The following is a 13,082-nucleotide window of genomic DNA, read 5'->3' on the forward strand; positions in this document are numbered from 1 at the left end:
GGGCAGTGTGCGGGTCATCCGCCCCGACCCGTGGGTGGTTTGCGGGCGGGGCGGCGCTGGCGGATGTGACGGTCACCAGGGGGCGCCGGGCAGTGTGCGGGTCATCCGCCCCGACCCGTGGGTGGTTTGCGGGCGGATGTGACCGTCACCACGGGGTGCCGGGCAGTGTGCGGGTCATCTGCCCCGACCCGCCGGATGTGACGGTCACTGGCGGGGGTGCAAGCACCACTGTCATTTGGTCTTCACGGCTCACCCCGCGGCGGACGCCCCGGTTGCCCGCCGACGGGGCCCGCCAGCGCATCGCACAGGAACAACCGGCGTTGACCGTCGCCGTGGTAGTTGTAGACCTGCTCGTTGGCGCGGAGTTGCACAAGGATGCCGTCGACCAGCACCTGTGGGTACATCATTCCCGGCTTCGGGCAACCGAGCGACGTGTCGGGCCAGGTGACCGCGGCTACCTCCACGACCTCAACGGTTGACGTATCGATCCCCAGACGTTGCGCCAGGTCCTGTTTCGCTGCATCGATCTGCGCGTCCATTACTGCGCCGAAGGGGGGTGTCAGCGGTTGCGCGTTGTATGGTGGCATAGGGCGCACGGGTTCACTCCCTGGATCAGGCGTGGGCATGGGCGTCTCCTTCCCTTGGATGACCACCGGAACGGGCGTCGACGTCAGCGTAGCGGTTGGCATTTGCGCGTCGCCGACTGTCGGTGACGGCGTTGCAAGCGCAGGAGTCGCCGTCGGCTGTGGAACAGGGGTGTCGGCAAGCAGCGGCTGACCGGGAACGCCAGTAGGAACCGGCGGTTGCGTCGGTTGCAACAGCGCCGGGTTGGAGGGTTGGGTTGGCTCGGCAGGCACAGCGCCGGTGCTGACGCTGCCGCACGCTGCCAGCAACAGGGCGCATCCAAGCAGAGCGGCGATCATTGCACGCATGGCATTCCTCTGAGTTCTGCGATGATTCTCTGCTCATCATGACGCGCAGCGGGCGCGATTTGTTCCCTGGCGTCCACGAAGACCACGAAGGTGCACGAAGGGTGGAGCAGCCTTCAACTGTTCAACCTTCAACCTTCAACCGTTCAATCTTCAGCCGCTCCTCCGCTCCGATGCCGAAGATCAGGCGCACGCCGCGATCATAGGTGAAGTAACTGTACGCCCAATTCAGCAGCACTAGCGCCCGATTGCGGAAGCCGACCAGTTCCATCAGATGCACGAAGAGCCAACCAACCCACGCGGGCCAGCCGGTCAACTGAATACCGAAGGCGTCGAGCACGGCGGCGCTCCGCCCGATGGTCGCCATCTGTCCTTTGTCGAAGTAGCGGAACGGTTTCATCGGGTTGCGCCGGGTGCGCGCGATAATGTTACGCGCCGCCTGCTCCCCCATCTGAATGGCAACCGGCGCAACCATCGGGTAGGGCACACCAGGACGGTATCCCTCCAGGTATGCCATGTCGCCGACGACAAATACATCGGAGCGTCCTGGCAGCGTCAGCGTCGGTTCGATCTTCACCCGCGCGCCGCGCCCCAGCGTCACGCCGAGCGCCTCCGCCAGCGGCGACGCGCGCACCCCCGCCGCCCACACAATCGTCTCTGCTGCCAGTTCTGTTCCATCTTTGAATGCCAGCACTCCGGGGCGCACGTCCGCCACCGGCGCGTTCAGGCGCACATCCACACCCATTCGCCACAACCGATCCAGCGCCGCGCGCTGCAACGGATCAGGAAACATCGATAGCACCCGGTCGGTCGCTTCGACGAGCACCACATGCGCCTGATGCACATCGAGCATCGGGTAGTCTCTGTGCATCACATGGCGGATCAACTCAACGAACGCCCCCGCCAGCTCGACGCCGGTCGGACCGCCGCCGACGACGACGAAGGTCAGCAATGCCGCGCGGCGTGCGGGGTCTAGTTCGGATGCAGCACGCTCGAAGCAATGCAGAATGTGGTTGCGTAACCGCTGCGCCTCGTCGAGGTCCTTCATCCCGAGTGTATACTGCTCGAAGCACTCATTCCCAAAAAAGTTCGTGGTGCTGCCTGCCGCCAGCACCAGATAGTCATAGGGCACAGAACCGACATCCGTCAGCACTGTGCGCCGCTCGAAGTCCACGCCGCTCACCTCGGCGAGCAGAAAATTGGCGTTGCGGTAGCGCCGCAAAATCGCGCGCACCGGGTAGGCAATCGACTCCGGCTCCAGACCGGCGGTTGCCACCTGGTAGAGGAGGGGCCAGAAACCGTGGTAGTTCGTGCGGTTGATCATCAGCACATCAACATCGGCGTTTGCCAGTTCGCGTGCGGCTGCCAGGCCGCCAAATCCCGCGCCGACGATCACGACGCGCGGACGCGCCCGCGACGAAGCGGGTATGCCGTTCTGTTTGTATGTGTCACGCGCCTTCGCAGCGGGTTGTGTCTCGATCTGGGTTTCGATCATTGGTTGTCACCTTCTTTCGTGAAATTGTTCACAATTATATCATTGAATCGTGTGGCAGTCAATGCCCTGCCCTTGTCGGGGCTGGTTCCTGTGCCTGCTCCTGGCGGCTTGGCGTGCGCGTCCGTACAGAAGCGAGTGAGATTCGTGTATGATGTACCACGGATCGAGTATGCCTGGAAAGGAACCATATGACTGCCATTCGTGTCGGTGTCCAATTACATCCGCAACACACGTCGTACTGGTCGTTCGCCGATGCCGTGCGCCAGGTCGAAGCGCTTGGCGTTGACTCGATCTGGAACTGGGACCATTTCTTTCCGCTGTACGGTGATGCCGATGGCGCTCACTTCGAGGGATGGACGCTGCTGACCGCCATGGCGACGCTGACGAGTCGCGCCGAGATTGGTTGTCTGGTAACGTGCAACAGTTACCGCAACCCGCACCTTCTTGCCGACATGGCGCGCACCGTCGATCATATCAGTGGCGGTCGCCTGATCCTGGGCATTGGTGCGGGCTGGTTCCAGCGCGACTATAACGAATATGGATACGAATTCGGAACGGCGCCGGATCGCTTGCGTGCGTTGGGAAGGGCGCTGCCGCAGATCAAACAGCGGCTTGCGCACCTGAACCCGCCGCCGCTGCGCCAGCCGCTCCCCATCCTGATCGGCGGCGGCGGCGAAAAAGTGACGCTCAAGTTGACGGCGCAGCACGCCGATATGTGGAACGGTTTTGGTCCGCCTGAAACATTCCGCCACAAAAATCAGGTGCTTGATGACTGGTGCCGCGAATTCGGGCGTGACCCGGCGACCATCGAACGCACCGTCGCTATTAGCTCCGGTGACCTGGATAACCTCGACGCTTTCGTGGAGGCTGGCGCGGCGCACATCATCCTGGGTCTGGGTGAACCGTGGAACTTCACCGCTGTCGAGCGCCTGGTGCAGTACCGGGAGACGCGAGGTTCTCGGAGGTAGCGTTTTCGGATCACCCTATGCAACCCGTTGGTTTCTTCGATAGCGGTATTGGCGGCATCACCGTGTTGCGCGAAGTGCGTCGCCTGCTGCCGGGAGAAGACCTGCTCTATCTGGCGGATCAGGCGCACTGCCCGTATGGTTCGCGCCCACTCGACGAATTGCGCGCCATTGCCGCTGCGTGCGCCGCATGGCTTATCGAGCGCGGCGCAAAACTGGTCGTCGTTGCGTGCAACACCGCCAGCGCTGCCGCGCTCACCGATCTGCGCCGCCGCTTCCCCGACACTCCATTCGTCGGCATGGTGCCGCCGGTGAAACCCGCAGCCGCGCACACGCGCAGCGGCGTCGTCGGCGTGCTGGCGACACCGGCAACCCTGGCGGGTGATCTGCTGCGCGACGTGATTGAACAGTGGGCGAACGGCGTGCGTGTCGTCCCGCAGGCGTGCCCCGGTCTGGTCGAACACATCGAGGAAGGAATGTTCGACTCGCCGGCAACGATGGCACTGCTGCGCCAGTATGTCGCACCGCTGCTCGACGCCGGCGCCGACACGATTGTCCTCGGTTGCACCCACTACCCGCTGCTCCTGCCGCGCCTCCGCGCGCTTGTCGGTAACGACATCCGCCTGCTCGACGCCGCGCCCGCCGTGGCGCAGCGTGTGGCGCAGGTGCTGCGGGAACGCGGGTTGACCAGAGCGCCGATCAGGATGTCGGGCAGCGTCACCTACGCGACAACCGGCGACCCGGCGCGCCTCGCCGATCTGATCGACCGCATCGACCTGCCGCGCGGGCGGGTGGAACAGGCGAGGTTGGAGGGGCGCGTTGAGTAGATGGAGGAACATAAAGCATACGACAAGTATGTTGTGACTCTTTTGCAACAAACATCCCAACTCCCCTCTTTGTTACGTTCTTTAGGAAGAAGGTTGCATCAGTTCCACTGCGCAACCTCGACAAACGACTGTTCGTATGCGACAATCGAAAGAGTTGTTGCGCCAGGTTCGGTCAGGGCGCCACGGATAGCCAGGATGACTTATCGTGAGCAGCGTTTCTGAAAAAGTCAATTGGGTGAGCGAAGGCGATGCTTCGCCCACCCGCCAGCGCCTCATGTCGAAGACATCCTGAAGGAGAATCGGTCCTGCTCCGCACCCTGACGAGAACCGCATAGTTCATGACCTCATACGTATTACTCGTCACCCGTCATCGACACTACACGACGCTATCGGAGGAACAATGACAGCATACCTTACTGCGGTTAGCGGCGCTCAGGCGGGCAGGCAGATCCCACTGACCGATGCACCATGCTCGTTTGGGCGCAACCCGGACAACACCGTTGTTATTGCCAGCGCCCGCGCGTCGCGCCGCCACGCCGAAATCCGCCGCGAAGGAGACGGGTTCGTTCTGCACGACCTGGGAAGCGCCAACGGCACGGTGGTCAACGGTCAACGCATTGCAGCGCCGCATCGCCTGCGCAATGGCGACCTCATCGAGATCGGCGATGAGACGTTTCGCTTTGAGCAACCGCAGCCTGCTGTCGATGCCACACTTGTCGCAGCGCCGGCGCCCATTCCGGCGCCGCCAACCGCCCCGGCAACCCCGCCGCCACAACCGGCGCAGGGGTTCCGCTTGCCGCCGTCGCAACCACAGCCGCCGTCGCAACCGCCCCAGGGCACACCGCCGTCGCCGCCGCCGCAGGGGTTCCAGGTTCCGCCAGCGCAGCCATCGTATCAGCCGCCGCCTTCCGCGCCGCCGCAGGGGTTCCAGGTTCCGCCAGCGCAGCCATCGTACCAGCCGCCGCCCGCGCAACCCGCTGCCGCGAAGCCGGCCCGCAAAGGGTGCCTGCCGACCTGGGCGCTCATTCTTGCCCTTGTCGGCTTCGTGCTTGTTGCTGGCTGCATCGGCATCCTTGTGGTGACCAACAGCATCGATGTGCGATTTGAACCATTGGGTCCGCAGAGCGGCGGCGCGACGCCGCAGAGCGGCGGCGCAACCACTCCAACGCCACAGAGCGGCGGCGCATCGCCGCCGCCAACCCTCCCGCTAACGCCGGTTGCGCAACCGGCCGGCGATAGAGCCGCCTGGACGGTCCTCGTCTATCTCGATGGGGACAATAACCTGGAGAGCGACGCCATCATCGACTTCAATGAAATGGAGCTGGTTGGCTCGACCGATCAGGTCAAGATCGTCGTGCAGTTCGACCGCATCGGCGCCATGGCGCCATGGGACGATACCTCGAACGGCAACTGGGAGACGACCAAACGTTTTCTTGTGACCAGGGATGATGACCCGAAGACGATCCGTTCACAGGAACTGGCAGACCTGGGCGAGTTGAACATGGGCGATCCGCAGACGCTGGTCGATTTTGCGGTGTGGGGGATGCAGACGTATCCTGCCGAGCGGTACGCTCTCATCCTGTGGGATCACGGCGCGTCGTGGGCCGGGATTACATTCGATGATACCGATGGCGAAGATGGCATCAACATGCCGGAACTCGACGCGGCGCTGCGCACCATCCAACAGCAGACCGGGCGACGCATCGATCTGATCGGTTTCGATGCCTGCCTGATGGCGCAGATCGATGTGGCGCTGGTCACGGCCCCCTATGCCGACGTGTTTGTCGCTTCTGCTGAACTCGAACCGAATACCGGCTGGGCCTGGGATCTGCTGTTGCGCCGTCTGGTCGAGAATCCTCAACAGGATGCCGCAACGTTTGGCGCTGCGATTGTGGAGTCCTTCCGTGAATTTTATGAGTCGAAAGGCGATCCCACAGTGACGCTTTCGGCGTTTGATCTGACCCGCGCCAATGATCTGCGCCAGAAGTTGAACGCGCTCTCCGACGCGATGATGACCGGCATGGGCGACTCATACACCGCAATCGCCGAGGCCCGGTCGTTCGTCGATGTGTACAGTCAACCCGCTCCCGAGGAGTTCAGCGCTGTTGACCTGGGGCATTTCGCCCGTCTCGTCGTTGATCGCGGCGGGCGCCCTGCTGTAGCGGAACCGGCGCGCGCGCTCTACGAAGCAATCGACCAGGCGCGCATCGCTGAGTGGAATGGCGGCTTCCACGCTAATTCCACCGGATTGTCGATCTTCTTCCCGCAGTATGCGCAACTGTACCCGCCGATCTACGGACAGGGGTCGCCGTTGCCGCAGCAGACGTCGTGGGGCGACTTTTTGAAGGCGTTTCATACTGCAAACACCGGTTTGCAGAGCGCCGCCGAGATCGGTTCGCTCACCGTCTCGAACACAACCGTCAGTATCGACAACCCGATCACGGTCGAAGGGGTCGTTAGCGGCAATGACATTGCGTATGTCTTCTTCTTCGCCGGTATACCGAACAACGACCGCAGCGGCGTGCTGTTGACCAGCATCGACTTCCTCTATCCGCCGGGAAGCGTGCCGGGCAGCAGTATTCCACCCTGGACCGGCGGCAGCACGCGGCTCAAGGTCAACTACAGCGGCACACAGTGGGGCCTGACCAATGGACGGGATACCATCCCGGTGCTTCTTGGTCCGGCGAAATATGGCACAGCCCTGTACGGCGTTGAGGGGATTTATACCGTGAGCCGCTCGAATGAGCAGATTGCGGCAGCACTGGTCTTTACCGTTGAAAGCGGCACGCCGGAGTTGATCACGATCTACGGCTTCCCGAAGAACCAGAAGCAAGAAGCGCAACCGTTCGAGATCATACCGGTGCCGGGCGATACCTTTACCGCAATGATCCGCACATACACGGTGAAGGGCGACCGTCTCGAACCCGGCTTCGTCGAAGGCGATACGCTCACCATCGGCAACCAGTCGCTTGCTGTGCAGCGCATTCCACTCCAGAGCGGCGCCTATGTCGCCGGCTTCCTGGTGCGCGACATTGCTGGACGCTTTAGCTACCAGTACGCCGACATTAACGTGAATAACACCGGAACAGGCGCAAACGTGCCACCTCCGGTGCAGACATCACCGGGCACACAGGCAGGATACCAGTCGTACAATAATCCGAAACTCGGGTTTTCGATTGAGTATCCGGCAACCTGGAAGACGCTCGACACCGGCAACGATCAGATTTATTTCTACGATCCCGCCGAGAATGGCAATGTCTTCGTCAGCGTTGATGTCTACTCGGTCGGACTTGAGCCTTCGGAAGCAAACCGGCTGTTGCTGGAGTTTTTCCTCGAATCACTTCAGTCCCAGCAGAACTTCCAGCAACGACCTGGCGACCCGTTGCAGGTTGGCGGCGAAGTCGGACCATCGGCGAGTTACCAGTACACCGACCAGAACGGCGTCGCCTCAACCGGTCTTGTCGTGGTTGTCACCAGTCCGCGCACCGGCCTGAGTTATCTGGTATCGTTGCAGGCGCCTTCCGCCGATTTCAGCCGCTATGCGGATACGCTCGGCGGCATTGCGGACTCGATGAAGATCGAGTGAGATCAAAGGATAATCGTCACCGGGGCGGGTTTTTCTGGAGTGGGGTTCCGACCTGCCCCACCCACCCCCCACCCCCAACCCCACCCCCATAAAGGGGGAGGGGGAGTATTTCCCCCGCTCCTCTGGTGGGAGCGGGGCAGGGGGAAGAGGGGGAACCACGACGCAACAACGTGGGAGCTTGCCAAAAAAATGAGTCATCACCAGAACCAGGACAGGTGGTTGGAAAATCGGGAGCGCTTAACGTTTCTGTTCTCTCATGAACGCGGTATAATATTTATATAAGCGCTGTACATCCAGACCATCTATGCCTGCGCCAGAAGAGATTCTTCAACATCGGTATCAGATTGTTCGCCCCATTGGCAAAGGCGGCTCCGGCGCCGTCTACGAAGCAGTCGATCTGCGCCTGGGCAACCGTGTCGCCCTCAAACAGACCGCTATCCCTGCCGAACAGACGCTGAATCTGCTCGAGCGCGAGGCGCGTCTTCTTGCCAGATTGCGTCATCCTGCGCTGCCGCGCGTGATCGACCACTTTGTCGATGGTCACTACCAGTACCTGGTGATGGAATTCATCGATGGTGACGACCTGGGCACTATACTGCTCTATCAGAGTCGTCCCTTCGATCTGCAACAGGTGCTGATGTGGGCAGAGCAACTCCTGAGTGCGCTCGAATATCTCCATCGCCAGAAGCCTCCGGTTCTCCATCGTGACATCAAGCCGCAGAATCTGAAATTGACTGCCGAGGGCGACATTGTGCTGCTCGACTTCGGGCTGGCAAAGGGCGGATCAGGCGGGCATACGTTCCATCGATCAAATGAGAGCATCTTTGGCTACACGCCGCACTACGCTCCTCTGGAACAGATCAACAATATCGGCACTGAACCACGCAGCGATCTCTACAGCCTGGCGGCAACCTTGTATCATCTCCTAACCGGTGTACAGCCGCCTGATGCGCTTACCCGCGCCACTGCCGTGCTGCGCCGCCTGCCCGATCCGCTGATTCCGCTACGACAATTGAATGCTGCTATACCTGAAGATGTCAGTGTCGTTCTGATGCAGGCCCTCGCGCTGAGTCTTGACGAACGACCGGCAAGCGCTACAGATATGCGCCTCTCGCTGGCAAAAGCGCGAGCCGCTATCATTCCAGAAGTTGCTATCGCATCATCTGTGTATCCGGCCGATGCCGATACACTTTCTGCGGCGCAGGTTGCTTACACGGTCCGTCACGATGTCGCAGCCATTCAACACCTGACGCCTACCGCTCCTCCGGCGAACGCGTTGGTGATGTCTCAGCGGGCGCCGTCCAGGGCGCAAACTCAACCCACGCCAGAAATGCAACGCAACGACCTGAACACGATTGTCAGACGGTTCGTTGCACTACGACAACGGATAAGCGCAACCGGTGCGCACGGATGGATCACGCTCCAGGGGTTTGTCGCCAGGCTGCCGCATCCCTGGAACAGGTATGCCCTTCCTGGAACGATCTTGCTTGCGTTGACCCTGATACTGGGAGTCTCGCTTATGACTTCTCAGACCACAGCGCCAATGGTTGCTTCGAATGGTTCTTCGCTCATTGCGCTGACGTCGGCGCCAGCCGTCAATCCGAGTCCGGTGTACGCATTGTCAACCGTGCCCGCCGTTGTTGATGCACCGCGCCTCGACCCGGTATCAACTGACGGTTCGCCGGTCATCAAACCGATCGCGCTGCGCATTACGCCCCGCAAGGTCTATATTGGCTCACTTCCGGCGACGCTGATGATCGAAGGCAGCCATCTTGGTGCGAATCATACGTTTGAACTGAATGCGCCGGAGACTGGACGCCTGCCGCTCGAAATCGTCAGCGGCTCCAGCGACCAGATCTCGCTGCGGCTGGCGACGCTCCCGCCTGATGTCCACGGTGAAGTGATGCTGACCCTCGTCATTGATGGAGTGCCGCAGCCAGAGGTCACCCTGATGCTGCGCGATTTTCTGGAGCGCAAGACGGTCGCCGGGGTGCGTCGGGACTACCGCTACCTGTCGCAGATCGGGGTGGATGAAGCAGGCGCGTATACCAGCCTGTACATGGCGCCAGACTCTGCCAGCAACCGTTTTGCGGTGTTGCGCAATGATGATGTGGTCGAGGTTTTGCGCGCCGATACGCCCGGCTGGTATGAGGTGCGCATCAGTCAAGGCGCGAACGCGCTTCATGTCGGGGCAGTCGGCTGGATCGAACGCTGGTTGATCGACGATCAGAATGTGCCGCCGTTGATCTTCAGCGGTATTCTGGGGCAAACGCCAACCGACCTGGCAGTGCGATGTGGTGCGCAGTTCAGGTCGAGCATCTATGGCAGCGTCGAGGACCGGAATGGGCGAGGGATTGCCGACGCCACGCTCTCGATCACAAGCGCCGATGGACGCAACCAGTTTACGGTGCGCACCCGCGCGAACGGCACTTACGAGATTGGTGGACTGGGGTGTACCACATGGATTGTGCGCCTCACTGCGGTGCCCGATTTTGCCGAATTTCAGGCGAACGAGGTGCGGGTGACCAATCTCAACGGCGGCAGATACACCGCCGCAGAAGTGCGGTTTCGTCAGCAGCCATAGCAATTACTCAACGCCAGCGCGCCGCCGCATCTCGCGCGGATCGATTGGCGTCAGCGATCCGGCAACGCGCAGCAGGTCATCGCGTGCAATGCCCGCGCCAAACACAAACAACACCCCCGGCGCGCCATCGTCGATGACAATCAATGCCTGATCGCCCTGCGTGACGATACGAGCAGCGTATGAATCCAGATTGATGCGCTCAATCGGTCCGCTCAAACTGAATGGCTCGACTGCCCCGCCGCCGATCACGATCTTGCCCGCGTCACCATTGAACGTCAGCAGATAAAATCCGATATCGCCATCGCCAACTTCATCTTCGCGGGCAATGCGCGTCTCTTGAGGCGATGGCCGCATCCCTTCTGGCAGAAACGAGGGCCACCGGTACACAAAACGGGTTGGATCGCCCTGCTCGAGTGAGGCAGAACCCGCCGGAGTGGGACGGGGTGCAGGCGGAATCGTCGGCGACGCCAGCACAGGTTGTACACCCGGCGCTGGCGGAATCGAGGACATCACCTGTTGCACTGCCGGAGGCGCAGGCGTCGTTGGTCCAGACGATTGCGGCGGCGCGCTGCACCCGACGATCAGCGAGAGGAGCAGTCCGAGTATTACCTGTCGTCCTGCAGGTATGCGCATCTGTTGCTTCATTGACTTCACGCGCCGCCTTCTCCTGGCCTCCGTTGTTGTTGCAGGCGACTATCACGTATATGCACTTGCGCTCAAGCCCGACGAATCTCAGACCTGTCCCTCCACGAACTATGACCAGGACATTTTATACTAACTTGCAGTCAGTCAGACAAGATGTTCGAGCGCCCGGTTCGCAAGGCGTAACGATCCACAGCATGCGTTTGCGGTTATGGGCGCATGACTGCGCCCTGGCATCAGCAGCCCCGATGGGGCTTTCACTTGCTCAGCGAGGGCTTTCGCCCGCAGCGCCCCAGCAATATTGTCCGAATGACCGCGCGACGGTCAACCGAGCGGCGTTGGCTGAGCCTGTCGTAGCCAACGTCAACCGCGCGACGGTCAACCGAGCGGCGTTGAAAACATCGTCGTGTGAAATGCGGCGCTTCGACCCACTCAGCGACCGTCGGGCAGGCGAAGGCATTGCCTTTACCGAAACGTTCAGAACTGAAGGCCCTCCTCCCGCAGTCGCGCGAACACTGCCGGATCGTAGCGCAGGATCGGCTGGCGCGCGGCGCGTGCTTCGTCGAGCCGACGCACTGGCGTCGTGGTTGGTGCGCGCTTCAACATCTCCGGGTCGCGCGCCGCTTCCTCGGCGATTGCCAGCAACGCATCGCAGAAAGCGTCCAGTGTGCGCTTCGACTCGGTCTCGGTTGGTTCGATCATCAACGCTTCTGGGACGATCAGTGGGAAATAAACGGTCGGCGGATGGAAACCGTAGTCGATCAACCGCTTGGCAATGTCGAGCGTCCGCACTTCGGGCGCCATCGCCAATTTCCCCTGCAACACCGTCTCGTGCATACAGGTGCGTTCAACCGCTGCCGGATACACATGCTTCAGCCGAGCCTGTACATAGTTTGCGTTCAACACCGCCGTCTCGCTGACCTTGCGCAGCCCGGCGGCGCCAATCGAGCGAATGTATGTCCAGGCGCGCACCAGCATGCCGAAATTGCCGTGGAATGTTTTCATCCGACCGATCGACTTCTCCGGTACAAAGAACTCATACGCGCCTTCGGGCAACGGCGCGGCGTTTGCAGGACGCAGGCTTGCGCCGCGTTCGGTTGGCGGCGACGCCTGACCCGTTTGTGGAACACGACGCACCCGTGGCGCTGGCAGGAACGGCGCGAGCGCCGCCGTGCACCCCACGGCGCCTGATCCGGGACCGCCGCCGCCGTGCGGAGTAGTGAACGTTTTATGCAAGTTGTAATGCATGAAGTCAAACCCAAGTTCACCCGGCTTTGCAATCCCAAGGATGGCGTTGAAATTGGCGCCATCGCCATACATCAGCCCGCCTGCTTCATGCACCAGGCGCGTCACCTCGACGACGTGCTCCTCAAACAATCCCAGCGTATTCGGATTCGTCAGCATAAGCGCTGCCGTGCGCGGCGACAGTTTACGCTTCAGGTCCTCGAGATCGACATTGCCGCGTGCATCGCTCTTCACCTCAACAACCCGATACCCTGCCATCGCCGCAGTCGCCGGGTTGGTGCCGTGCGCCGAATCAGGCGTCAGGACTTCCACCCGCTCGTGATCGCCGCGATCAAGATGATAGGCGCGAAACACCAGGATGCCGGTCAACTCCCCCTGCGCCCCGGCTGCCGGTTGCAGCGAAACGGCGTCGAAGCCGGAGATTTCGCCGAGGTACGCTTGCAGTTCATACATCAGTTGCAGCGCACCCTGCGACAGTTCTTCGCCCTGCAACGGATGCGCCGCAGCAAAACCGGGCAGGCGCGCCGCTTCCTCATGGAGTTTGCTGTTGTACTTCATCGTACATGACCCCAGGCTGACCATTGTCGTATCGATGGCGAAATTGCGCTGACTAATGCGCGTGTAGTGCCGGATGACCTCGGGTTCGGTCAGTTCCGGCAGCCTGGCGAGATCGTCGGTGCGCAACAGATCGGCGGGAAGATTGCTCTGCGGCACATCGATCTGCGGCAGATTGACGCCGAACTTGCCCCGCCCTGATAACTCGAAGATAGGAGGTTCGTGATTGTGCATTGTGTTCTTCTCCTCTTTGT

Annotated in this window: 8 protein-coding genes; 4 read left to right on the forward strand and 4 right to left on the reverse strand. The window is 61.4% G+C overall.

Features of this window, described 5'->3' with window-relative positions; translation table 11 throughout:
• Positions 1 to 242 precede the first annotated feature (242 nt).
• Positions 243 to 932, reverse strand: a complete 690-nt coding sequence (locus AC3EA7_RS11935; protein WP_488614283.1) for a hypothetical protein — start codon at positions 930 to 932, stop codon at positions 243 to 245.
• A gap of 121 nt (positions 933 to 1,053) precedes the next feature.
• The gene (locus tag AC3EA7_RS11940; RefSeq protein ID WP_488614284.1) at positions 1,054 to 2,424 is read right to left on the reverse strand and encodes an NAD(P)/FAD-dependent oxidoreductase; all 1,371 of its coding nucleotides are present in this window, start codon (positions 2,422 to 2,424) and stop codon (positions 1,054 to 1,056) included.
• 188 nt (positions 2,425 to 2,612) lie between these two features.
• Between AC3EA7_RS11940 and AC3EA7_RS11945 the strand changes: the two genes are divergently transcribed.
• The 4 genes from AC3EA7_RS11945 to AC3EA7_RS11960 all read left to right on the forward strand — a co-directional run bounded on the left by AC3EA7_RS11945 (position 2,613) and on the right by AC3EA7_RS11960 (position 10,386).
• Positions 2,613 to 3,392, forward strand: a complete 780-nt coding sequence (locus AC3EA7_RS11945) for an LLM class F420-dependent oxidoreductase (RefSeq protein ID WP_488614285.1) — start codon at positions 2,613 to 2,615, stop codon at positions 3,390 to 3,392.
• A 17-nt stretch (positions 3,393 to 3,409) separates the two neighbouring features.
• Positions 3,410 to 4,216, forward strand: a complete 807-nt coding sequence (murI, locus tag AC3EA7_RS11950) for a glutamate racemase (RefSeq protein WP_488614286.1) — start codon at positions 3,410 to 3,412, stop codon at positions 4,214 to 4,216.
• A 400-nt stretch (positions 4,217 to 4,616) separates the two neighbouring features.
• Positions 4,617 to 7,802, forward strand: a complete 3,186-nt coding sequence (locus AC3EA7_RS11955; RefSeq protein WP_488614287.1) for a clostripain-related cysteine peptidase — start codon at positions 4,617 to 4,619, stop codon at positions 7,800 to 7,802.
• Between the two features lie 304 nt (positions 7,803 to 8,106).
• Positions 8,107 to 10,386: a protein kinase domain-containing protein gene (locus AC3EA7_RS11960; protein ID WP_488614288.1), complete on the forward strand. Its 2,280-nt coding sequence runs from the start codon at positions 8,107 to 8,109 to the stop codon at positions 10,384 to 10,386.
• A 3-nt stretch (positions 10,387 to 10,389) separates the two neighbouring features.
• Here AC3EA7_RS11960 and AC3EA7_RS11965 read toward each other — a convergent pair whose 3' ends face one another.
• Positions 10,390 to 11,019 carry a hypothetical protein gene (locus tag AC3EA7_RS11965; RefSeq protein ID WP_488614289.1) on the reverse strand — a complete coding sequence of 210 codons (630 nt, stop codon included), beginning with the start codon at positions 11,017 to 11,019 and terminating at the stop codon, positions 10,390 to 10,392.
• Between the two features lie 486 nt (positions 11,020 to 11,505).
• Positions 11,506 to 13,062 (reverse strand): aminomethyl-transferring glycine dehydrogenase subunit GcvPB, encoded by a 1,557-nt coding sequence (gene gcvPB, locus AC3EA7_RS11970; RefSeq protein ID WP_488614328.1) that lies wholly within the window; start codon positions 13,060 to 13,062, stop codon positions 11,506 to 11,508.
• Between the last annotated feature and the right edge of the window lie 20 nt (positions 13,063 to 13,082).

The sequence above is a fragment of the Roseiflexus sp. genome (assembly GCF_057785375.1).

Coding starts and splice junctions, on each gene's coding strand:
- gcvPB (WP_488614328.1), bottom strand. CDS start 13,062: ATGCACAATCACGAACCTCCTATCTTCGAGTTATCAGGGCGGGGCAAG.
- AC3EA7_RS11940 (WP_488614284.1), bottom strand. CDS start 2,424: ATGATCGAAACCCAGATCGAGACACAACCCGCTGCGAAGGCGCGTGAC.
- murI (WP_488614286.1), top strand. CDS start 3,410: ATGCAACCCGTTGGTTTCTTCGATAGCGGTATTGGCGGCATCACCGTG.
- AC3EA7_RS11960 (WP_488614288.1), top strand. CDS start 8,107: ATGCCTGCGCCAGAAGAGATTCTTCAACATCGGTATCAGATTGTTCGC.
- AC3EA7_RS11955 (WP_488614287.1), top strand. CDS start 4,617: ATGACAGCATACCTTACTGCGGTTAGCGGCGCTCAGGCGGGCAGGCAG.
- AC3EA7_RS11945 (WP_488614285.1), top strand. CDS start 2,613: ATGACTGCCATTCGTGTCGGTGTCCAATTACATCCGCAACACACGTCG.
- AC3EA7_RS11965 (WP_488614289.1), bottom strand. CDS start 11,019: ATGCGCATACCTGCAGGACGACAGGTAATACTCGGACTGCTCCTCTCG.
- AC3EA7_RS11935 (WP_488614283.1), bottom strand. CDS start 932: ATGCGTGCAATGATCGCCGCTCTGCTTGGATGCGCCCTGTTGCTGGCA.